Raw genomic sequence first — 21,650 nt, 5'->3', positions numbered from 1 at the left:
CTTTCGAGCGTCGCTTTTACGACGGCCTATTTTTTCTTGGATTTGACTTTGACCTTGCCGTTTTTCTTGCCGGCCGGGGCGGGAGCGGGTCGTCTCTGACCGGGGCGGCGGTTGGTGATCTTGCCTTGGTCGAGGCCTTTGGAGAAGATCTTGATCCCCAGCGCATTCTCAAACTTGCGCATGATGAATTTCTCCTCCGGAGCCACGATGTTCACCGACAGCCCGGAATTCGTCCCGCGCCCCGTTCTCCCCGCACGATGCACATAATGCTCCGCATCCGTCGCCATATCGAAATGGAACACATGCGTCACACCCTCCACATCCAACCCCCGCGCCCCGAGATCGGTGGTGACGAGCAACTGAAACTTGCCGTCGCGGAATCCATTCATCGCCTTCTCGCGCTGAATCTTCGCCGCATCGCCATGCATCCCCTCAGCGGTCAACCCCATCTCGTTCAACTCGCGCACCAACCACCACACGCGGTCTCCTTCATTCACGAACACGATCGCCCGGTTCACATCATACGCCCGCACCAAACGACGCAACGTATCCGGCTTGTCCTGCTTCGCCGTCCCGAACCAGACGTGGTCGATGCGGCCCATGTGCTCGCCTTTTTTCGCTTCGATGTACACCGGATCGTTCATCCACCGCTTGGCGATCTCCCGCGCTTCCGAACTCATCGTCGCCGAGAAGAACAGCAGTTGGCGATCACGCAGCGTTGAGCCGATGATCTTTTTCACGTCCTCAATATTGCCAAGCTCCAACATCTGGTCCACTTCATCGACGGTGATCGACTTGACCTCGTGAACTTTGAGCTTCTTGCGGCCCTGAATTTCGAGGATACGCCCCGGCGTGCCGACGATGATGTGCGGCTTCTCCTTCAACTTCTCCAACTGACGGTCGATGTTCGCCCCGCCGACCAACGCCAGCGAACGAATCTCCGTACCCTCCGTCACTTCGCGAATCGCCGACTCCAATTGCACCGTCAGCTCCCGAGTCGGAGCGAGGATCAGCACTTGCACATCCCGCTTCGCCGTATCGATTCTCTGCAATTGCGGCAACAAAAACGCGAGCGTCTTGCCCGAGCCTGTTTGCGACTGCGCCACCACATCGCGCCCCGCTTGAATCAGCGGGATCGCTTCTGCTTGCACCGGCGTCGGGATGTCGATGCCGATTTTTTGCAGCGCTTGCTGTTGGTAGTCCGGCAGGTTGTAAGACTGAAACGAATTCGTCGTCATGAAATAGCTCCTTTATGTAGCGGCAGAGACCGCCAGCGCGGTTCTGCCTCTTTTTCCCTTACTGATACGTCACCGCTTGCTTGCCCAGTTGCTCCCAGGATTGCACGAAGTTCTCGCGGTTGACTTGCTTTTGGCGGTTGTCGAGCGGGTCGTTGACGGTGACGGTGGTGGCATCGTAGCCGACGAGCAACACGCAGTGCTCGCTGAACGTCGCCCGCACGTCGCCACTCGGGGACTTCCAAGTCACCCAATCGTCGGTCGGACCGAAATTCTCCGTGGTCCACACGACCACCGGCTTGCCTCCCGCCACAGAATTGAGCAGTTCATCAAAGCTGTGCCCCGTCAAATCGACGACGCGGTTTGGCAGATACCGGCTCAACAACTCGGCAATCGGACCGTGGTTCACCGAATACCCTCGACTCGCGCCGGTCACATCGCCGACGAAGCCGGTGTTCGGGTTGCCCCACGCAAGGGTCTGACCTTGCGCATTCGTCTGCTCTCGTGCCGGGTCTTTGCGAATGTTGCGGGCGAGTTCCAACTTGTCGACCGGGTGCCCGGCCACATTGACCAACATCGCGAGACTCGTCACTTCGCATCCATTATACAACTCCGGCAGTTGGGAGATCAGGGGTACGTTCAATAAAGTCCGTTCCGGAAGCGCCGCTGCAGCGGTTGCTTCTGCCGTGGCCGACTCCGGTTGCCCGGTCTCAATCTCAGCGGACGATTGAGGATTTGCGTGGATCGGAGAATCCCAGAGCCCTTGCAACAGGCCCGTCACAAGAACGCAGAAGACCAGCCAAGACCATCGGCCGGGTCTTTTTTCGTTCGTCATTTGGTCTTGCATGGCATCCTCACTCCCTCGCGGTGTTTCTCCTACTCTCTCTATTGTAACTCCGAAAGCAACCTCTGCGCTTCCTCTTGCAGAGTCGAGTCATATCCTTCGGTCAAAACCTGTGTCAAAATCGACCGTGCCACGTCCACTTCCCCCTGTTCGGCAAGCAACGCCGCCATCGTGACTTTGGCTCGTCCATACTTCGGATTGAGCAAAATCGCCTGCCGCATCGACTCCACCGCTTCGTCCAGCAAATCGAACTGCGCGTAGAACACGCCCAAATTGTAATACGAACGCGCATGCGGATACTGGCGGAGCAACGAGGTCAGCGCTTTGTGCGTCAACTCCCACTCTTGCGCTTGCCACGCCGTCTGCTGCAATTGCAGGAGCAGCAACAAATTCCCCGGCTCGCGCTCCACCGCTTGCTCCAACAGTTGCAGGGCTCCCTCCATGTCCCCCTGCTTCACCGCCCCCTGCGCCTCGCGTACTTCACTTGGCAACAGCGCAAGCGTCGCTTCCCGATGATCTGCCATCGACGCGATCAACGGATACGGCGGGATGTACTCATTCGGAAACACGCCGGCTTTGTAGGCGAGATTGTCGCCGATCGGGTCGGCGATTTTTTTCAAGACTTGAGAAAAAGGGTGCAGGGAGACGGTGCCGTTGGACGTGATCATGTCCGGAAACGCTTGCAGAGGTCTGAGCGGCGCGTGCAACATCCAGACCGCCCCGCGATGACGAACCAACCATTCGCCCCAGTACGCCCCGAGGAAGTAATACAGAGATTCCTCCGCCGGAATCGAATTGGCGGCGATGCGTCGGGCAAATCCCTCATACTCCGCGTCCTTCAACCCTTCGCGCACACGAGCCCCGTCAAACAACGCCCGCAGATCTTCCGCAATCACATGCGAATTCAAAAACGCATCGAAATGCGTCCCGTCCTCATCGTCCAGCGACAACGGCGCTCCGAACACCTCGCGTACCACCTCAACCAGACGCTCCGCCGCCCGCTGCACGTCTGCCGTCGAGACCTTCCAGCCCCCGACCGTGCGAAATTCCGCAGAAGCCTCCCGTAGTTTTTCCAAAAAAGCCCGAATCTCCTCCCCCCATCCTTCTGCTTGCAGCGGAGGAGTCTCATAAAACTGTAAGTCCTGCTGAGTTTCCAGTCGAACATAGTCCATTGGTAGGTTGTTGATCGTAAACACCTCTTTCATTATAAAAAGTTCCCGTGTCGAAAACTATTATTTAGGATTATAAGACTATTATTTATAAAACATCTTTCTTTTTTTTGCCAATCTAGTATACTACAAGTACAGATCATTAATAACCAAACACACAGATAAACAAAATAGGGAGGCAATTCAAAATGAAAGCTATCATTGCAAAAGGCGCACTGGCCCTGACCATCGCCGCAACCGCATTCTCGTTCGTCGGCGTTGACGCAGCTTCCGCAGCTTCGCAAACCATCTCGGCGAGCATCAACACCGTTGTCGCCACCAACTACATGGTCAACATGAGCTGGGGTGCAGTAACCGGCGCATCGAAGTACGTCATCAAGACTTCGAACTCTCCGCACGTTGACGAAGCCGATGTTGACTGGGCAACCACAACCGGGACCTCGCTGTCCAAGCAAATGACGACCGCAGTCGGCTACCGCTACTTCAAAGTGTACGCGTACAACTCCTCCGGCACGCTGCTGGCGTACTCCAACCAAGTAGGTGCAGCGAAGTACCAAACCGGTACGGTCATCCGCATGAAGACCGACTCCTCGCTGACTTCCACCTACCCGACCTCCTCGGCTTCGAACTACCAGAAGCCGGTATGGTTCATCACGTTGGATTCCAACTCCAAAGCGGCAAACGTCGCTCCGAACTTCCAATTGGGTGAGTTCATCGCGGAAAGCACGATCACCTCGGGCGTTGTTGACCCGATGATGATCCAACACGTTCAAAACGCGCGTACCCGCAAAGGTTCCGCGATGTCGATCAACTCCGGCTACCGTACGCCGAACCACAACGCAGCAGTTGGCGGCGCATCTCTGTCCCGTCACATGTGGGGCGATGCAGTAGACGTTCCGGCTACGACGACCTCTGACTACAACTACTACAACTCGCTGTTCTCCGCAGAAGGTCCGGACTACATCGAATCCTTCGCAGAAGCCGGCTACAGCCACTGGCACGGTGACTGGAGAAACGAAGTTCGCGACTACACCAACTACTAAGATCTGTTTGTTCCCGAGCATGGCTCCCTCCCCCGGAGCCGTGCTCTTTTTTTATCTTACCAGTTTGGACAGGATTGTCAGCAAATAAAAAACCCGCCGAGGAGATCGGCGGGTGACAGGCAACATTGAGTATTAACGGATAAATGCAATCCCATATACCGGAGGGTACAGATCCGCTACGTGATTCGTGTGCAAGGTCGCAATCGAAGCACCCATCAATAGGACTGCCACCATCAGACTACCTACTACCCACTTTTTCATGCTGTCATCTCCTTAGCGACTTTACTGTTTTGTTATATTCCACAGCCTGTCTGAACAACTCAACAGACCGAGCAGAATCGAATTGGGAGTAATGTTCGGCCATCTCAACAGCAACCTCGTAGGCCGCATCCCAGACATTATGGTCTTGGTAGATTCTCAACGCCTGCAACATGTGATCTTCGAACGACTTCGTATCTTGAAGGGAAAGTTTGACCTGTGCGAGCAATCGTAAACCACTGGCTCGCTCCCGGTATGCTCTGCCCTCCTCTTGATCGCAGATCGTAAATATCTCTTGGATGAATTCCTGGGCTTTGCCATGGTCTTCGTTCTGGCAGGCCAATTCCGCCATATGAAGCAAGGGTTGGAAGAGTTGCAAACCCGCACCTACCAAATTAAACATGTTATAGGACCGTTGGTAAAACTGCAAGGCAGGTCCCAATTCACCTCGTTCTTGATAGATCTCCCCCAGGTTGTTGGAGATAATTGCGACATCGACCAGTAACGAGTTGTCATGTGTTTCCTTTAATGCTTCGAGATAGATTTGCTCCGCCTTCTGGGTCTCGCCCATACGTCGTAAGGGGATCGCTTTGAAGTAGTGGCTGCGAATTCGATACAGGTGTGTGTTCGTATGAACGGCAACACGCTCTGCCTTCTCCGCATAACGCATACTCGCCCGGTAGTTCCCCATAATGCAATGATACTTCGCCAAACCCAGTGAGACTGCATACCGCAGTTTGGAGTGCTCGCCCTCTGCTTCAATGAACTCATATTCTTCATCTGCTCGTAAATAACAATCGAAAGCGGCCTGTTGGTCTCCTGACATATCGTAGGCTTGTCCAATATCAAGCAACATCAACATTTTCTGAGAAGGTGTTTGGTAGAGTTTTCTCTCCAGGACTTGCTCGACCAATCTCATGACCTCTCCGTGTGCCTTCTTCTCTAACAAGAGAATGTAGCACTTCTCATGCAGAGCATCCACCAGCAACTTTGAATAGCCAAATTCCTCACACTTCTCGATAACCTGCTCCAAATGCTCCAAGGACTTGGTCACATTGCGAGCGGTGTAATAGTCCTTCGCCAACTGCAACAGCTCCGTCAGTTCTTCGAGCAAGGCATCTGCTGATTCGATTCGTTCGAGGGGGACATCCAGGCGATCGGCCATCTGCTTGAGCATGGTTCGCTTGAGATAGGTCTTGCCGTTCTCGACCTTGCTCAATTGGCTGACACTGCACAGCCCATCGGCCAACTCGTCCTGTGTCAGGCCTTTTAGCTGCCTGTACTTGCGAAGATTGTCCCCGATGATGCGGTTTCGCTCATCTACATCTAGATCGACTGCCACGTTCGTTTCACCTCAAATGACTCAATTTCAGCAATTGTGGAATTATTATAACAATGATGAACGTATTTGTATATATTTTCAGAAGTATTTAAATTGATATTTTTGTGTGATTCACATTGAATTTCCTGCGTTGGGGGATTTACCTAAAAAAAAGAACCGGAGCCGTGACGGCCCGGTTCTCTTTTTGCTTACTACTTGCCTTCGATGTAGACGTGCTTGAGGTCGTAGATCGGGGCGGAGACGTTGTTCTGCCAGCCTTTGACGTAGCCTTTGAGCACCATCGGGGTGGCGCGGAAGTAGACCGGACCTTCGACCATGTCTTGGATCAGGAGCTTCTCTGCGTCGTAGAGGTATTGCATGCGCTTCTTGGAGTCCGGCTCGTTGTTGCCGTTTTTGATCAACTCGTCGTACTTCGGGTTCTTGTACGAGACGTCGTTGAACGGAGAGTCGGAGGTGTACATGTCGAGGAAGGTCATCGGGTCGTTGTAATCCGCGCCCCACAGCGACATGACGAGGTCGAAGTCGTGCTTTTGTTGCAGTTGGAAACGGAGCTTCGACGGCACGGACTGGATCTCGATGTCGAGGCCGAGGTTTTGGCGCCATTGTTCCTTGAGGAACTCGGAGGATTTCTTGGCGGTGTCGCTGTCGTCGGAGAGCAGTTTCATCGCCGGGAACGACGTCAGGCCGACTTCCTTGAGACCTTCTGCGAGCAGGTCTTTGGCTTTGGCTGCGTTTTCAGAACGCTTGACGAGGTCGCCGTTGTCCTTGCGGAAGTCGCCGCCGTTGCCGTTGGAGACGCCGGTCGGGACGAAGCCCTGCGCCGGTTGCGATCCGTTGGCGAGGATGACGTCGACGTATTGCTTGTTGTCGATCGCGTAGGTGAGCGCTTGGCGGATCTTGACGTTGGCGAGCGCTTTGTTGGTTTGGTTGAACTGGATGTAGGCGTTGGTCAGCTCCGGGACGACGGAGTATTCCGGCTTGTCCTTGTAGCGCTCGACTTGGTCGCGGACGATGGTGAAGCGGTCGAGTTGGCCGGCTTCAAAGAGGTTCTCCGCCGCGTTCGAGTCTTTGACGATCTGCCACGTCGCGGTGTTGAGCTTGACGTTGGCGTTGTCCCAGTAGTTTTCGTTTTTCTCGACTTTTACGGATTGCTCGTGGTTCCATTCGACGACTTTGAACGGACCGTTGTACAGCGTTTTGTCTGCGTCGCTGCCGTATTTGTCGCCTTGCTTTTCGACGAAGTCCTTTTTCTCCGGGAAGAAGGTCGGGAACGCCGTTTGCGCCAGGAAGTACGGACGCGGGGATTCGAGGACGACTTCGAGGGTCTTGTCATCCTTGGCATGGACGGCGACTTGGTCGACGGTGCCCTTGCCGGAGTTGTATGCTGCGCCGCCCTTGATCCACGCGACCATGAAGGAGTACTGCGCCGCGGTCTTCGGGTCGAGGGTGCGCTTCCAAGCGTATTCGAAGTCTTGCGCCGTGACGACGGAGCCGTCCGACCATTTCGCGTCATCGCGCAGGTGGAAGGTGTAGGTCAGGCCGTCCTGGGAGATGTCCCACGACTTGGCGACGCCCGGGGCTGCTTTGCCGTCCTTGTCCACTCGGGTGAGGCCTTCCCCGACGTTGCCGATGATGAGGTTGGAGTTGGAGTCTGTGGTCTTGGAGCTGTCCAGCGTAGACGGTTCGCCGGAGAGGGCGATGTTCAGGGACTGGTCTGCCGAGAGACCGGAAGAAGAGTTGCCGGAAGAGTCGTCGCTGCCGCATCCGACGAGTGCGACGGTAGAAAGCATGGTCACTGCGAGACCGATGCTGAGCCATTTGTTTTGTTGTTTCACCGAAATCCCTCCTGGTAGTAGGTCTGGTTGAATGTTACAAGGCTATGACGGTTGTTGTAAGATTCGGATGGGTTGAATGATAGCAATAATTCTGATGGGGGACAATGGGTGGGAGAGAAGTAAATATGTTCGGGGGATTGGGAATGTTGGGAGTTTTGTGTGTGGTTTTTTAGTGGGTGGGTGGTGGGGTTTAGGGAGGGAGGTAAGCGGTTTCAGGGCGGGTGTGAAAAAGAAAAAGAGACAGGGCCGTGTGGGCCTGTCTCTTTTTTCGGGAAGTGCTTATGACGTAGGCTCTGTGACTTCGATTCGGAGGACTTCAGTGGCTTCGTCTACGTATGAGTGATCGAGGCTTACGGTTAAATTGCCTTGGCGTCGCAACTCCCGCCAGTCTTGGAGGTGAGCGGGCGATTCGATGCGGAGTTCTCCGAGGTTGGTGGCACGGTTGAGCAGATAGTCCGTGGTGAGAAGACAGGTACGGACTCCTTTTTCGTAAGGTTCAATCGGTGGTTGGAGTTGCTCCCACTCTTCGATCTCGAAGCGGACGTAGAGTTCCTCCCCATTGCCCGGCTTGAAAGACCGTTCCGTGATGTCGCTGCGTTTCACGACATTCCATTCGGTGATGCGGCCGATCCAGTGAATGCCAGCCTCTGCCTTGTAGAACTTTTTGGAGAAGTAGACGCCGATCCACTGTAAGTTGCTCAGAGCGTCCAACTTCTTTTTGAGATTCTTCAAGGGCATGTGGTAGAAGCGGTGTTCACGGTTCACGTCCCATTGCTCCTCATCTCCAAGCGAACCGATGAGGACGTTCTTGGTTGAGAGCTTGTCTTGGAAGTAGCTCTGTGTCCCCTTCGACTGCGTGGAACGCTCGAACGCTTTTTCCGGCGAGTCTTGAATGAGCTCTTGCAAAAACGTCTCGACCAGTTCCGTCGATCCGGGCAGGAAAGGCAACGCGCCGACGTTGACTTTTCGGATGCTTTGGTAGAAATGATGCTCACGGAATTGGTCTTCGTCATGGTACGGGAAGAGGACGTACGCGCCGAACATCTGCCTCTCGTACGTGCCGTCCTGATGGGTATCATGCACGATGGCATCTCGGTATCGGTGCATGGTGTTGATGTCGTCTACCTCGGGGCCGGGTGTGCGGTAGACGTTTTTATACTCCGTGCCCTCAAAAGCGGGGTTGATGCGGTATTTGGCATCGAAGACGTACTGGTACGTCTGCTTCGTTTTTTCACGGCGGGAGGACTGCTTGTGGATCATCAGGACGTTGTCAGGCTTCTGCCCCAAGGTCGGGCCGTCGTGATACGCCCTGTTGTAGAACAACGTGAACTCCTCCCCCGTTTTCGGGTCGAGGAACTTGGACTTCGCTTTGCTGGTATTGTCCAGCATGACAAACAGAGAGCCATGCTTGATGCGCACGATGTCTTGGGAGAGCAGGGTGAAGTGCTTTTTGAACAGGCTGTGCAGTTTGAGGAAGCACCAGTATTCATAGAGTTGGGCGACGTCCTTGAGCGAGAGGCGGAAGAGATCGCCTTGGAGTGATAGACCTTTATGCAAGAGAAGGTAGTCTCGGTAAACGTCGCGATAGCCCGGTGCCATCTGGAGGACGAGGGTGAGAGACATTTGCTTCATCTCCCCTACTCCTTGCAGAAAATCAAGACGCAGCAGGCGGTCGAGATGCGATTGCATGCGGTCGATCATGCTGAGCCAATCGGATGTGACGGCGTCGGAACGGGTTCTCCTGCGATTCTGGTTGCCCGTGAACCGCTTGCGCATGTCTTTGAGTTTGGCTTGGATGCGACAGAGTGCAAAGCGGACGAAACGGTTCTCGGCGGTGTCGTAGTTGATTTGCCGTTTGGTCTCAAGCAATTTCGTCGGCTGGTAGCGAGTGCCCCCGATGGGCAGAATTCCGTGAACGGGGTCGTGGGCGAGCAGGTGCGGTCGCTTCTGTAGATAGCGGTGGTTATCTCGTCCCGCACGTTTGACTTTGTCCGCAACGACTTCACGGCGTTCCTGTTGCAGACGGTGGTGAGGTGCGTTCTGGATGCGTTCCACCGAGCGGACGAGGTGATCGAAAATCCCGCGCAAGATGGAGAAAAACTCCGTGAAGGTTTGAGGCTGTGACGGTTGCATCGTGCCTGTCATCGTGTAGGTTCTGCGCAGGAAGTCGAAAGCGAGGTTGTACACCTGCTCGTTGACATCGTGCAGGATGTTCTCGTAGTCGGTTTTGTAGTCCATCTTGGACGGAAAGACTTCCAAGCGCACTTGGAGCAACGGACGACCCTGCTCACGGATCTCGAAGTCTGTGTAGCCGACTTCGTTTTTGAAGTTGAGGATGCCGGTGAGCAAGCCCTTGCCTGACCCGATGGGTTTCACGGCGTCTCGGAGCAGGGCGTTTTCGTGGTGGAACTGTAAAGGGCGGTCTGGGTTGTGGGCTTGGATTACGACTTCGTAGTTTTGGTGTTCGTAGAAGCATGGGTAGTTGTGATCCGTGAAGTCGGTTAGTTTCTGCTCGACTGGAGAGAAGGCTTGGATTTGGATGGTTTGCAGGGTTTTGTCTAAGGCTGAGACTTGCAAAGTTGCCGGAACCCAATTGTCCCCGTCGCGGTGTAATTGTAGAGCCTCCGCCGTGGGGTGGAATGGCTTTCCTTTTATATAGAGATCGAACAGGTCGGTTTCTACTCGGAGCAGTTCCACGCTGGTACTGCGATTAGGAGAGCCAGAACGAGGTGAATCCATCCTCATCAAACCTCCGGAGCATGTAGGCTAGTTTGTTTGCTGTCATTTGATAGCGGGCGTTGGTTGGGACTTTGTCGTAGAGATCGGATGCGTCGTGTTCGTAGTCTGCGATGCGCAAGTTGGGTTGGTTGGTAGCGTGCTTGTAGAGTTCGAGCAAGACTCGTTTTACACCCTGAGAGCTGCCTTGAAGACGGGGCAGGATTTTTTGGCAGAGTTGGTGGTCGAACGCGATGTTTCGTTCGAGAAGTCCGATTTGCTGGTTGTAGATCATGTAGAAACAGACCTCGTCGCGGACTCGGAAGCCGACGTGGGCATGGATTTTTTCTAGGATGGCGTTGATGGTGACGAGTTCGTTGGTGGTTTCACGGATGAGGGCTTTGTGGTCTGGTAGTGCGTCTTGCAGTGTGAGGTAGTCGGAAGTTAAGACTTGGGACCGTGCATCTAAAGGCTCTACGGATGCCTGTTCCTCTGATTGCTCGCCCTGTTCTTCCGTTTCCCAGTTGTCTAGTTTCACGTAATTGAATTCAATGGTGTTGGCACGGTCTAACACTTTTTTGCTGAACGGATGCGTGGTCTCGTCCATGTTGACGGTGCCGATGAAGTATACGTTTTGCGGGATGTGGAGGTCTTGGTAGGTCTGCTCGTCCTCTTCTGTCATACCGGCTGTGGAGAGGAGGTTGCGAGTTACGATCTTCCCGTTTGACTTGGCGTGTTCGCGGGTTTCTAAAATGCTGAGGAAGTCGCTGAAATAGTGCTCGACTCGGGCGAGGTTCATTTCGTCCAAGCAAATGAAGTACGAGCGTTGTTGATTCTCAGGCTTGGAGGCTTCTACTAAAACCTTCGTGACTTCGCCCGGTTGGAAGTCACCTGGGAGGTTCTTGTAGCCGATGAGATCGGTCGGGTCGCTCCAATCTGGGCGGACTGGGATTAGGGTATAGTTGGCTCCTAGTGCTTCTGCAAAGAGGCTGACCAGTTTCGTTTTCCCTGTGCCGGAGATGCCCGCGAGGATGACGAAGGGTTTGGTGCGTAAGGAGAGGTAGAAGTTTTCGATGAGGTGGTCTGGGTAGGTGAAGCCACGGGAGTTGATGTAGTGGCGGATGTGGGCTACGACCTGATCCAGTTCACCTACAGATGTATCAGAAGGAATCATTTCACCCAACTCCTTTGTTACGGTTTCCATGTACAACTTGATCATGGAGTATAGATCATCTACCAAAACTTCATCAGTAGGCATGTCCGTACGGTCATATCGTTTGTGGATGATGACACCAGAAAGATAGTCTAAACTACTCTTGGTTGTGCCCCACTCGCGAATGTCTTTTGAACTGAACGAATGTGCGGGGAGTTTCGAACGAATTCCCTCTACTGCTTCTCGGTATTCTTGAATGCCAGACGTTTTAAGAGGCTCGTCACTGTGTTTCAAGCACAAGTAGAGATGTTCCATATCTTCTGAAAAAATATAGCAAACGTAGTAATGCGATTGAGGGTCTGCTGTAAGGCGCTTGTCCATGATCGCGATCCAAGGCATTCTTGCCCAACGGTCTGAAAAGCCAACGGAGGATTTTACTTTCAGAAGATCGCTCATGAATCGAAGTTGTCTCAATTGAGCTGGAATGCCTTGTCGGAAATGCGCAGCTAAGGAATGATCAAGTATCGGCTCATTTCTTGCTGTCGGGTATTGATCCATGAACATGATAAACTCTCTTCGGAGAGAGTTCTGTTTCTGTGCTAGTTTGTCGTAATAGTCCTGCAACTCAGCTTGCGTGAAATCGCGAAGTTCGGCAATAAAATCTTCGTCAAATTTGTCTAATACCGTGGGGCGAATTTCCAATGTGCCTGCTGGCTTATCATAAATCAGGACATCAGCGAGAGCGTTTATAGGTTGATTAAAGATGTCGTTCATGTTGCCAGGAAGTACGTCCTTCCAGCTTTTAAAGCCCTTTGGAGGAAGGTCCATGACTAGATTGGTTTGCTCTCTTTTGATTAAGTAGTCGTGGAACCGTCTTTTCACATCGGAGGCCAAAACAACTCGCTTTTCCATTGACTCGATCTCGTCGAGCATCGCAAGCATGAGTATCATCATGTACGACTTTTGCTTCTTTCGATAGATTCCCCGCAGATGCATTGGTAATGGCATTCCGTACCTCCTGTTACTCGGTAACGTTCTCTAAAAAGATGCGCTTCTCAAAGCCCCCGCGCTCTTCGAGCTTTTTTTGTCGAATTTGCAATAGTTGCTCCTCGCTTGCTCCGTGTACTTTCGCTAGAGCAAATAGGACTTCCATGATATCGGCTAGTTCCTCGACGTTCTGATCTTCTAAATATTCATGAACTTCCTCTTGCAACTTAATACGAAGCTCCTGCTGGAACTCCTCTTCCCCTAAAATTCGGCCGCTAGGTGTCCGACCGGTTTGTTCAATAATAACAGGGATAAGATCCCTGATTAGTTTGTTATAAGTTGGCATATTTCCACCTCTATTAGTCATTTCCACCTAAATATAACAAATGACTTTCTATTATGCATCTACTATTGTTACGTTTTTTGGGACTAAGAAAAAAACAGGGTAGCTATTAGCACCCTGTTTTGCATTCTGAATAAGAGAGTAATGTCTGTAAATCTTCTGGTAAAGATCTCAAGAAGGCACCTAACTCGTCACTTGTTTTCTCCATCAACAAATACTGATCTTCTATCAACTTAATTAATCGCATTTCTTCCTCGTCTCTGTTCCAGATACTCAATACATTTTTATTGGAGATGTTTAGAATCTGCTGGAGATATTGATTTTGGTTATAGATGTATTTGTATTTAATTTTTATTCTTTTGTCGGAAAACATGTCATTGTCTACGAAAGTCAAGATGCAATGAATTTCCTCAAATATTTTCTGAATACGGACTTCTTGATATCCTTCTTCAAATATATTGTTTGATAACTCCTGAGGACTAACTCCTTTATCTAGCCGTAAATGAACAAGTTCCTGAATTATATCTCTTATGATATTAACGGGTTCCATTTAATATCCTCCTTAGTTCTCCGAGGAGGCTATCTTCAAGGTATTCCTCCACCTTAATCAACTCATCAACATCCAATTCATTACGACCTGAAAAACGAGCTTTCAGTTTGGTGTTTATGAAAATAACTAATACACCATCATTCTTAGTACTAGGTTTAATATGTCGGGGCAAAGACCGTGCAAACTTAGAGAACAGATTCGTTCCTTTAGGGTCGACATCAAACTCAACAAGAAGTTCTAGCGATATTTGATTAATTTTTTCATTAAGAAGTTCTCTTATTTTTCTTCTTCGTTCTAAAGGCCTCTTCTCGTTATAGAGTCTGGACAGCTCCTCAGACTTTGCTTTACTTCGCTTCCTTCCTAGTTTCGATAAAGCTTCATCAATATCATCTTCTGCCCAACCGAGATTTAATAAGTCAGTCTTCTTCTTCTCGAGTTCTTCAGACAGTGATTGTTTTGCTTTTTCAAACTCATGGTTGAAGTTTATCGCATCGCTGTACGAATCATCATACTCGATTAGTGTCCCCTCAACAATAGCTGTGCCATATATTGACTTTCTCTCTTCATATTCATCCTCACTTATTTCTATTTCTCGTATTTTTTCATACTTGCTCGCAATTTCAGTTTCATCCTTAAAATACTTCCACTTCTCATCGAGCCCTAATTCCTTATGGTAAATTACAAGTGCATTGTTATCTATTTCATGCTTTGTGATCTCATTGCTTGGAATAGCTCTTAATACTCTACCAATGATTTGAGCAAATTGATTTAAGCTTCTATAAGGTCTAAACAAGGCAGCAATAGTAAGATATTTGTGGTCGTAACCTTCCCCCATCATGCCAACATTTATTACAACATCGCATTTGTGAAGCTCGATATCTTTAAATCTTTTTTCTTGAACCTCATCTGGCAAATCGCTATGAATTACGATTGCTTTTGCACCCTCCGTTGAGTACAACTCAAACAACCTGTTAGCATGTTTAATATTACATGCCGCTGCCATTATCTTATGAGGTACATTTGGCGAGAGCTCTTTTAACTCTTTCAGTTTCTGAATACTATACTTTATCACTTCCAATGAACAATCATCAGACATAGCTACTGATTTTTGAACCCATTCTTCGTCTCTTAATTTACGGGCTTCTTGGATTGAAAGAATAGTTCCGTTTTCCATAATAAAGGAAATGTTGCCTGAGGACAGTGTTTTGTTTCGTAGCCATTTTACATATCGTTGTTGCATTACTTCCGAAAGTTTTGTTTCATGAATTCTTTTTCCGGGAACTTTTACTCCATCCCCTCGATAGGGTGTGCCCGTTACATGGAGAATTTTTGCTTTGTTAAAGTATGTAAGGGCTTCTTGCCAAGTATTTGCAGGTGCGTGATGAGCCTCATCAACAATAACCATATCAAAGAAATCTCTGTCAACACGATTCAATAGAGAATTTGAGTAAGACTTATTCAGCTTTTGTACATTGGTGTACACTATATCTGTAGCTCTCAGTTCACTGTTCAATACATCGTTATCATACATCAACAGTACTGGATTATCTTCAATGTCGAAGATGACCTCTGTATTAATCCAAAAGTTATCTTCGAGTATTTCCATAGTTTTAGCAATGCTATTTCTCGTAACTTTGCCTGGAGTTATGATCAATACTCTCCCTGAACTTATTCCGAACGGGGCAATTGCAATCAAACCACTCTTCCCCGTACCAGTCGGCAGAACTACTAATGCCTCCTCATTTGATTTTGCAAAATGAGACTGAATCTTAAGATATGCCTCGATTTGTGGGCTTCTTAACTTGCTGTTACCCTCAATAAAAACTGGCGTATTTTTAAAATACATAACATCACCTCATCACCATTCTTCTCAACAGTATACACTTTTACATAAATTTACTCAATATTCCCATCTTGGTTATATTTTCATCTTCAAATATTCTACCTGTTTTATGTCACCTTTTACTAAATGTCATTAAAAAAGCACCCCGAAGGGTGCCTAGTCTCTAATCTCAGCTAATTCTATACTTAGTATCTTTGTATCTAAATCATAGGTAGTTCTCAAAAATTTTGTATTGAGTTTCACGCCATAGTTTTTTACGTAAATAACCTCCGAACCCCTTAACGCTTGTATTTCATCGTCAGTCATTTTTAATGCCATACCATTGGGGTCACTGTCAATTTTCACTTCCCCATCTCTTACTGTGTCAATAACCAATCTAACTCGCATAAGTACACCTCCCTTCAACCAAATACTCCAACAAGGAAGGATTACTACTCAGTAGTATACAATTTTTTATCAATAAATATTTACTGGATTTCTAAAGCGTCTTGAATAGTCTCAGCCATTAACTGTCTCATTAGTCACAGCGGCTTCATTAAAAGCATCCAATGACTGATTTCCAACCGACTCTTCGTAGAGTTTCTTATACTTCTCCATCTCCTGCTTATATTCATCTCTCTCTTTAATGACAGACCTCTTAGTTTCTCCTTGAGAATAAATATCTTTGATTGATGATAGGATGACAACAATGCCAAGTGCCCCCAATGAAATTGCATCCCCTAAAATCGTTAAATTACCGGAATGCTCGTTAAGAAAGTTTAGCCAAGGTAAAACCGTTAATGACAATACAGAAAAAATGATACAAATAGCCGAGAACACCTCAAGCCTTTCTCTTTTTTGTTTGTTTTCTTCCAAATCATTAAAAAACTGCAAAAAATCCGAAAAAGTTAGTAATAATGATGACAAAGCAGCACACACAATATAGGATCCATTGATTGAAATACTACTGGATATCCTTAAAAAGCACATAAGAATTAATCCAAGCCCCAATGCACAAGTAGCAAAATAATTCATCATGACTCTCTCTCCTTTAACACAAATTTTATCATTCCCATATTTCTAAGTATTACGATTTCAATATACCACACAAAATTGGTCGTCAATGAAACATCAACGCATTACAATTCGACAATTATCATTTCATTTTAATTGTAATCACCAAAAGTATGTACTCCAATCAAGAAACAAATGATATAATCTATAGACGAATTGTTGTTACACATGGTTTATCAACAAAGTATATATACCTCTTATAACGGAGGATTACCGCTCATGTCAACAATAGAAGTGACTCAATCCTCAGAGATTGGGAAAGTAACTTTACCAAGACGGATCACTGAACTCATGCACGAAAAAGGGGATGCCTACACCATCCGTGGTTTTTCACAACGGCTAGGTATTAGTCGTGAATATTTGAGAATCATGCTGACCGGTGAGCGTGCGATCTCTCCTGCGATGACACAGAAAATCGTTCAGGGATTAGGCATCACGGTAGAGCGTTTGACACAGACGGATACTGTTGACCTAGTTCAGGATTTAACGACGATCCTCGGAGCCAATAAGAGAACGAAGCCTATGTTGATCCGGGCATACGATCTTGCCACTCGTTTGGTAAACGTAGCATTGGGTGCAACGGAACGAGCTGTTAGTCTAAACAATCTCGGTCGTGTTCAGTTTTTTCAGCAGCAGTATGATGATGCTCACGCAACTTGGTTACGGGCGTTGGATTTTGCGAAAGCCTTGTATGAGCAATATCATGAGAAAGACTTACTGCATCTCATTACGGCGAATCTAATGCTGACATACACCATTCGTAATGAGTACAGTCATGCCGAAGAAATCTTAGACCTAGTAGATCGGTCATTTCCAGATAACCCAAATGCTTTAGGGCTCGCCTCATACACGAGAATGAAACTGTGTTTGGAACGTCGGAAATTTGAACTTGCCAAGACTCATGCTGTTCAATCACTCGGTCACTACAAACGAGCGAATGATTTGGGTCGGATTGGCAAAGCCTTTATCAACCTAGCTCACTGCGATTACATTCTTGCAAATTATGAAGAGGCAGCGGTCTCTCTTAATTCCGCTATTAGTTTAGCCAAAAACTATGACCATACATTAGTTTTCGCGGTCAAAGAGTATGTAAAGGTCTTGGTGAAATTACGAGAATACGAAAAAGCGGCTCAAGTTATTGAACAGTACGATTCCCTTGCAAGTGAGTATCCCGATCTTCATGGGAAACTGCAAATTTTGTATACCAAGATAAAAGATGATCCCTCCTATGCAGAGCGCATAAGTAACGATTCGAACCGAAGTTTACAGGTACGTTATTTCGCTTGTAAGTGTTTGGTCGACTTTTACACCAAGAAAGGTGACGCTGAAACCGCTCTGATGTACTATGAAAGAGCACGTATCTTTTCAAATTCGAAAGCTGATTTTTTTGAAGAGGAGGGGTTCTAATGAAGAAGTCTTTCTTGGTTGGGCTTATGATTATGGCTTTAGTTGTTCTCGGAACTGCTACTATCAACAAGACGGCAGAAACAATTCCGGTAGATCCGTTACACATCTCAGCATACAAATAACACCCCTCGCCCTCGTCACTCCCTGACGAGGGCTTTTTTTGTTGCCCAATTCATCAAGCGACAACCAATTTCCAGTTGGATTTTTTCCGATACGGCAACTTACTTACAGACTAAAACCACCTCTCACGCCCAGAGGTGGTTTATTATTTTCACAGCAATAAATAAACATAACCAGCATCAACAATAACAAAAGGTGGCGATTACATGAACTCACTTCCCTCCCCAACCACCCACCTTCCACCGGAGGACACCCCCCATGCTTATCAAAGCCAAAAAACCGAACCTCAAAAAAACCCGAGCCATCGCCGGCTTCACCCAACGAAGTCTCGGGGAGCAAACCCAACTCAGCAGCGCGTTCCTCTCCCAAGTGGAAAACGGCACCCGCAACGTCAGCGCCCCCAATGCCAAGATGATCTGCGCCGTCTTGGACTGCAACTTCGACGACATCTTTGAAATCGTAGAACACGACCCACAAAGCCACCCCGGCAAGGAGGTAGACCATGAACCGTCTCGCAAACTCTTCAAGCTTAAAGGACTTGGTCGTGCTCGGCACTCTCATTAAGGAGTTGCGCGAGATCCGAGGTCTGACACAGGGGGACTTGGCGCGGGGATTGTGTACCGCGAGCATGATCTCCCAAGTGGAAACAGGCAAGGCGAGACCGTCTCTTGACCTGCTGACCGAAGTGGCAAAACGCCTGAAGGTCGACGTGAACTTTTTTTTCGAGAACAAAAAACACTCGGCCGGTACTCTCTCCTACTTCCTCGCCAAGGCGTACATGGGGGCACGCAAGTACACCCATGCCATGCATTATCTCCAAGACTTGCTGAACGCCCGCGGCACCTATGGAGATTCCATCCCCTTGCTGGTGGACTTGGTCCATTGCTACCTCCATCTCGGGAAGCTCGCGGAGGCCGAGCAACTGCTGCGGGCGGCGGGTGTTCCCGAAGACCCGGACTTGCAGGCACGGTTGCTGGAAGCGCAGGGACTCCTCCTGACGCAAGCCAAGCGCTATGACAAAGCCATTCCGGTTTTCGAGAAGGCCGTCGCGATCCTCACGACGCAGGAGCATCCCGATCTCGACTTCACGAACTCCCTGTTGCTTACTCTCGCAGAGGCACACGACAAGCTCGGGCAAACGGACCGAGCCCTCGAACTGGTCAATCTGGCGGCACCGTCTGCCGGTTCCAGACCTTCTCTCCTCGACCAAGCCAAGACCTGCCTCCACCTCGCGAAAGAGTTTCACCAAAAGGGGATCTACACCAAAGCGATCCACTACGCAGACCGTGCCCGGCATTTGCAAGACCTGCACCACCACCGGGTCGAAGCCCGGCGCAATCGCATGGAAGCTACCCAACTACATACCAAAACCAATCTCCCCGCCGACGACATCTCCACCCTCGCCCGACTTCGCGCCGATCAGGGAGACTACCGAGAAGCCTGCGTCATGCTCCTCCATGCAAGGGCCGAGACGCTAGAGAAAATGAAAACGAAGGGCATCCACCTCACCACGCACAATCCACCATTTGCACGCACCCCGAAACACCTCCTCAAACTCTACCCACAGCCTGTCTTGGGATTACATAGCGAAAATACAGGAATATCCATTTATTTGTTGAATTCTAATTTCTAATACCAAATAAAAGAGGTGTACTTGTTGCAACGTACAAGCAAACTCATTACTCTTGCATTGTCACTTGGAGTTCTGGCGATAGGGATTGGTTGGAGTGGCTCGGTCTACGCAACTCAGGAAGAGAAGAAAGTAGTAATCAAGGCTGCTCAGGACTATGTCGAAGCCTTTACGAATCACGACATCGATGAGTTGATGAATCACGTTAAGGACACTCGCGCTCAGAACGATGCAGAACTGCATGCGAATTACGAGAGTTTCATCAAAACGGCTTTGGAGCAACATGAACAATTGAAGTTTATCAGCGTAGAGGAAGTATCCAGCGGTACCTATCAAGTCAATTTCGAACATTACTCTGACGTATTCCAAAAAGGTTGGGTTCCGATCTCACTACCGATGGTAAAAGAAAATGGAGAGTGGAAACTCTTCGTTGACGGCAGCCTTGTCGTGAATACGAAAAAATAATGGGCAGTGATTGGACCTCTTTATCAACTAGCACTACGAAAGGACTGGTCCCCCCAGAGGATTGGCTCCTTTTTTCCAAAATAACTCCGTGAAAACAAAAACAACCTGCCGAATCACTGATCGGACAGGTTGTTTTTTACAAATTATTATGCTGACCCTATATTGATCATAGATTTTTCTCCAGAGAAAAAGCCCTCACGATTTTAACATCGAGGGCTTTCTCTTCTCACTTCGTACAAATTAGGTCGGACTGTTGGTGATGACACCAATCGCATAACCGTCCAAAAATCCTGTTTGCAACTTTTGCGGAGTTTCACATCCAACGTATTGGGTTCCCACCAACTGCACACCGGATATCGAACTCATCCAAGCTTCCATAGTTCCTTCACTATGGTAATATTTCGGTGCAAACTCCATGTGCCCGTATTTACCCGGAGGAACCGGGAGCGCGTAAGTCGCCGCGACAGAAGCTTGGTCTTGGTACGTGTAGCCGAGGGTTGCTTTGATAGCGTTCCATTCCGGCAAACTCAGGGAGACGTTGGCACTCTTGGATTGGGTTAGGGAGTATTGAAGTGACAGCGTACAAGGTGCAGGAGCACTGCTCGGACACCCGTAGTCTGGAGACGTTTTTCTTGGAGATGCATTGTAGTAATAGCCAGAGCTCTCCCAATAGTCATACCACGTGTATACGGCATCTGCAGGTTTCATGATAGAAGTGGGGGATTGTAGTTTCATCTTGGTTGGGTTTTGATGCACAGTCGCTTGTTGTTTTGTGTTCATATCCTTGAGGAACTCCTCAAATGATACATCCACCCAGTTACCATTGGTGATCTTTTTGACAGACACGACCTGCTTCCCGTTGTACTCCCCTAGGATTTTCACACTGTTCTCAACCTTTGCATTACTTGTATCTGCATGTGCAGCGGTAGCCCCGAATAGACTTAGGGCCATGAGAGCGGTGCAGACCATGGAAATTATTTTTTTCACAAATAAACACCTCTTTCTATTTGTTTACTTTTACAAACTTATGCTATATTATCTATTGGATTCACGCAAGTGTTTTCTATTGAAAATAGTAGGGGGTTAAGATTCGTGAACAAAACTGTATTCCTTCCGGTTCTTCTCCTTTTTCTTCTATTGCTTGTAGGCTGCTCTCAGAAGGAAACTATAGCGAACAGGGAATGGTATGACTCCATCGACCTCGTCATTCAGAATGGATTGCAAGACGAGGGGCTTACAACCGCCGACATCCTTGGAACAGAGGTCGATCAAGGAGACACCTTGGTTTTTTATCACAAAGGACTCCAAACGGGTGTGGCAAGTATTACTCATGGGGACAAGGGGTACAGCTGGTATCGCTCGGCATCCTATGCCTCAGTTCTCGCGAGTGACCAGCCCTATGGCTCCCTCAGTTTTGATTTTGAATCAGAGAACAAACATACCCGCAAGATCGTCGCGGGAGTTGTCTACAGTCAACAAATCAAGAGGTTGGGTCTCTTTGTGAGCGGTTCTCAAGTCATCTCCAAAACTTTCGACCAGACACCCGCTCCCTTTTACTTTTTGATCCATGATCCATCCATAGACGTATCCTCGATTGAAGTGAAGCCGCTTGATGAATGAACGCGTACCGACACCATTTATGTAGGAGCCATCCCCAG

General features: G+C 49.0%; 20 protein-coding genes. 7 read left to right on the top strand and 13 right to left on the bottom strand.

The window, feature by feature from the left end; all coding sequences use genetic code 11:
- Nucleotides 1-26: 26 nt before the first annotated feature.
- The 3 genes from JJB07_RS04595 to JJB07_RS04585 are packed head-to-tail and all read right to left on the bottom strand — an operon-like array spanning nucleotide 27 to nucleotide 3,155.
- The gene (locus tag JJB07_RS04595; protein WP_201631503.1) at nucleotides 27-1,238 is read right to left on the bottom strand and encodes a DEAD/DEAH box helicase; all 1,212 of its coding nucleotides are present in this window, start codon (nucleotides 1,236-1,238) and stop codon (nucleotides 27-29) included.
- A 58-nt stretch (nucleotides 1,239-1,296) separates the two neighbouring features.
- Nucleotides 1,297-2,082, bottom strand: coding sequence for a C39 family peptidase (locus JJB07_RS04590; RefSeq protein ID WP_201631501.1), 786 nt, complete (start codon nucleotides 2,080-2,082; stop codon nucleotides 1,297-1,299).
- Nucleotides 2,083-2,120: 38 nt separating this feature from the next.
- Entirely contained in the window at nucleotides 2,121-3,155 is a 1,035-nt protein-coding gene (locus tag JJB07_RS04585; RefSeq protein WP_201631499.1) for a tetratricopeptide repeat protein, read from the bottom strand.
- A gap of 281 nt (nucleotides 3,156-3,436) precedes the next feature.
- Between JJB07_RS04585 and JJB07_RS04580 the strand changes: the two genes are divergently transcribed.
- A complete protein-coding gene (locus tag JJB07_RS04580) occupies nucleotides 3,437-4,291 on the top strand; it encodes a D-Ala-D-Ala carboxypeptidase family metallohydrolase (protein ID WP_201631497.1) in 855 nt (284 codons plus the stop codon).
- Nucleotides 4,292-4,556: 265 nt separating this feature from the next.
- On the opposite strand, the gene JJB07_RS04575 is transcribed toward JJB07_RS04580, so the two are convergent.
- The 9 genes from JJB07_RS04575 to JJB07_RS04535 all read right to left on the bottom strand — a co-directional run bounded on the left by JJB07_RS04575 (nucleotide 4,557) and on the right by JJB07_RS04535 (nucleotide 16,334).
- The gene (locus JJB07_RS04575; protein ID WP_201631495.1) at nucleotides 4,557-5,891 is read right to left on the bottom strand and encodes a helix-turn-helix domain-containing protein; all 1,335 of its coding nucleotides are present in this window, start codon (nucleotides 5,889-5,891) and stop codon (nucleotides 4,557-4,559) included.
- 191 nt (nucleotides 5,892-6,082) lie between these two features.
- Nucleotides 6,083-7,726, bottom strand: coding sequence for an ABC transporter substrate-binding protein (locus tag JJB07_RS04570; RefSeq protein WP_201631493.1), 1,644 nt, complete (start codon nucleotides 7,724-7,726; stop codon nucleotides 6,083-6,085).
- Nucleotides 7,727-8,005: 279 nt separating this feature from the next.
- On the bottom strand, nucleotides 8,006-10,465 hold the full coding sequence (locus tag JJB07_RS04565) for a restriction endonuclease-like protein (RefSeq protein ID WP_201631491.1): 2,460 nt from the start codon (nucleotides 10,463-10,465) through the stop codon (nucleotides 8,006-8,008).
- Nucleotides 10,437-12,602, bottom strand: a complete 2,166-nt coding sequence (locus JJB07_RS04560; protein WP_201631490.1) for an MrcB family domain-containing protein — start codon at nucleotides 12,600-12,602, stop codon at nucleotides 10,437-10,439. The genes JJB07_RS04565 and JJB07_RS04560 overlap by 29 nt, the downstream gene beginning before the upstream one ends.
- A gap of 13 nt (nucleotides 12,603-12,615) precedes the next feature.
- Nucleotides 12,616-12,927, bottom strand: a complete 312-nt coding sequence (locus JJB07_RS04555; protein ID WP_201631489.1) for a nucleoside triphosphate pyrophosphohydrolase — start codon at nucleotides 12,925-12,927, stop codon at nucleotides 12,616-12,618.
- 106 nt (nucleotides 12,928-13,033) lie between these two features.
- Entirely contained in the window at nucleotides 13,034-13,474 is a 441-nt protein-coding gene (locus JJB07_RS04550; protein ID WP_201631488.1) for a hypothetical protein, read from the bottom strand.
- Nucleotides 13,461-15,320 (bottom strand): DEAD/DEAH box helicase, encoded by a 1,860-nt coding sequence (locus JJB07_RS04545; RefSeq protein ID WP_201631487.1) that lies wholly within the window; start codon nucleotides 15,318-15,320, stop codon nucleotides 13,461-13,463. Before JJB07_RS04545 ends, JJB07_RS04550 begins: the two co-directional genes overlap by 14 nt.
- A gap of 153 nt (nucleotides 15,321-15,473) precedes the next feature.
- Nucleotides 15,474-15,704, bottom strand: coding sequence for a hypothetical protein (locus JJB07_RS04540; RefSeq protein ID WP_201631486.1), 231 nt, complete (start codon nucleotides 15,702-15,704; stop codon nucleotides 15,474-15,476).
- Between the two features lie 111 nt (nucleotides 15,705-15,815).
- Nucleotides 15,816-16,334 (bottom strand): hypothetical protein, encoded by a 519-nt coding sequence (locus JJB07_RS04535; RefSeq protein WP_201631485.1) that lies wholly within the window; start codon nucleotides 16,332-16,334, stop codon nucleotides 15,816-15,818.
- A 255-nt stretch (nucleotides 16,335-16,589) separates the two neighbouring features.
- Between JJB07_RS04535 and JJB07_RS04530 the strand changes: the two genes are divergently transcribed.
- From JJB07_RS04530 to JJB07_RS04515, 5 genes are all read left to right on the top strand, one after another.
- Nucleotides 16,590-17,777: a hypothetical protein gene (locus JJB07_RS04530; protein WP_201631483.1), complete on the top strand. Its 1,188-nt coding sequence runs from the start codon at nucleotides 16,590-16,592 to the stop codon at nucleotides 17,775-17,777.
- The gene (locus JJB07_RS24175; RefSeq protein ID WP_283809044.1) at nucleotides 17,777-17,899 is read left to right on the top strand and encodes a hypothetical protein; all 123 of its coding nucleotides are present in this window, start codon (nucleotides 17,777-17,779) and stop codon (nucleotides 17,897-17,899) included. The genes JJB07_RS04530 and JJB07_RS24175 overlap by 1 nt, the downstream gene beginning before the upstream one ends.
- Before the next feature lie 256 nt (nucleotides 17,900-18,155).
- A complete protein-coding gene (locus tag JJB07_RS04525) occupies nucleotides 18,156-18,461 on the top strand; it encodes a helix-turn-helix domain-containing protein (RefSeq protein WP_201631482.1) in 306 nt (101 codons plus the stop codon).
- Nucleotides 18,400-19,530, top strand: coding sequence for a helix-turn-helix domain-containing protein (locus JJB07_RS04520; protein WP_201631481.1), 1,131 nt, complete (start codon nucleotides 18,400-18,402; stop codon nucleotides 19,528-19,530). The genes JJB07_RS04525 and JJB07_RS04520 overlap by 62 nt, the downstream gene beginning before the upstream one ends.
- Nucleotides 19,531-19,554: 24 nt before the next feature.
- Nucleotides 19,555-19,992, top strand: coding sequence for a hypothetical protein (locus JJB07_RS04515; RefSeq protein WP_201631480.1), 438 nt, complete (start codon nucleotides 19,555-19,557; stop codon nucleotides 19,990-19,992).
- A 240-nt stretch (nucleotides 19,993-20,232) separates the two neighbouring features.
- Here the strand turns inward: JJB07_RS04515 and JJB07_RS24355 are convergent, their stop codons facing one another.
- Nucleotides 20,233-20,979: a DUF6060 domain-containing protein gene (locus JJB07_RS24355; protein WP_201631479.1), complete on the bottom strand. Its 747-nt coding sequence runs from the start codon at nucleotides 20,977-20,979 to the stop codon at nucleotides 20,233-20,235.
- Between the two features lie 105 nt (nucleotides 20,980-21,084).
- On the opposite strand from JJB07_RS24355, the gene JJB07_RS04505 reads away from it, so the two are divergent.
- A complete protein-coding gene (locus tag JJB07_RS04505) occupies nucleotides 21,085-21,612 on the top strand; it encodes a hypothetical protein (RefSeq protein ID WP_201631478.1) in 528 nt (175 codons plus the stop codon).
- Nucleotides 21,613-21,650 lie beyond the last annotated feature (38 nt).

This window comes from Tumebacillus amylolyticus (genome assembly GCF_016722965.1).
GTDB lineage: Bacteria > Bacillota > Bacilli > Tumebacillales > Tumebacillaceae > Tumebacillus > Tumebacillus amylolyticus.
This window is presented reverse-complemented; position numbering and strand designations above follow the sequence as displayed.

Coding starts and splice junctions, on each gene's coding strand:
- JJB07_RS04595 (WP_201631503.1), bottom strand. CDS start 1,238: ATGACGACGAATTCGTTTCAGTCTTACAACCTGCCGGACTACCAACAG.
- JJB07_RS04590 (WP_201631501.1), bottom strand. CDS start 2,082: ATGCAAGACCAAATGACGAACGAAAAAAGACCCGGCCGATGGTCTTGG.
- JJB07_RS04580 (WP_201631497.1), top strand. CDS start 3,437: ATGAAAGCTATCATTGCAAAAGGCGCACTGGCCCTGACCATCGCCGCA.
- JJB07_RS04565 (WP_201631491.1), bottom strand. CDS start 10,465: ATGGATTCACCTCGTTCTGGCTCTCCTAATCGCAGTACCAGCGTGGAA.
- JJB07_RS04560 (WP_201631490.1), bottom strand. CDS start 12,602: ATGCCATTACCAATGCATCTGCGGGGAATCTATCGAAAGAAGCAAAAG.
- JJB07_RS04555 (WP_201631489.1), bottom strand. CDS start 12,927: ATGCCAACTTATAACAAACTAATCAGGGATCTTATCCCTGTTATTATT.
- JJB07_RS04550 (WP_201631488.1), bottom strand. CDS start 13,474: ATGGAACCCGTTAATATCATAAGAGATATAATTCAGGAACTTGTTCAT.
- JJB07_RS04545 (WP_201631487.1), bottom strand. CDS start 15,320: ATGTATTTTAAAAATACGCCAGTTTTTATTGAGGGTAACAGCAAGTTA.
- JJB07_RS04540 (WP_201631486.1), bottom strand. CDS start 15,704: ATGCGAGTTAGATTGGTTATTGACACAGTAAGAGATGGGGAAGTGAAA.
- JJB07_RS04535 (WP_201631485.1), bottom strand. CDS start 16,334: ATGATGAATTATTTTGCTACTTGTGCATTGGGGCTTGGATTAATTCTT.
- JJB07_RS04530 (WP_201631483.1), top strand. CDS start 16,590: ATGTCAACAATAGAAGTGACTCAATCCTCAGAGATTGGGAAAGTAACT.
- JJB07_RS24175 (WP_283809044.1), top strand. CDS start 17,777: ATGAAGAAGTCTTTCTTGGTTGGGCTTATGATTATGGCTTTAGTTGTT.
- JJB07_RS04525 (WP_201631482.1), top strand. CDS start 18,156: ATGCTTATCAAAGCCAAAAAACCGAACCTCAAAAAAACCCGAGCCATC.
- JJB07_RS04520 (WP_201631481.1), top strand. CDS start 18,400: ATGAACCGTCTCGCAAACTCTTCAAGCTTAAAGGACTTGGTCGTGCTC.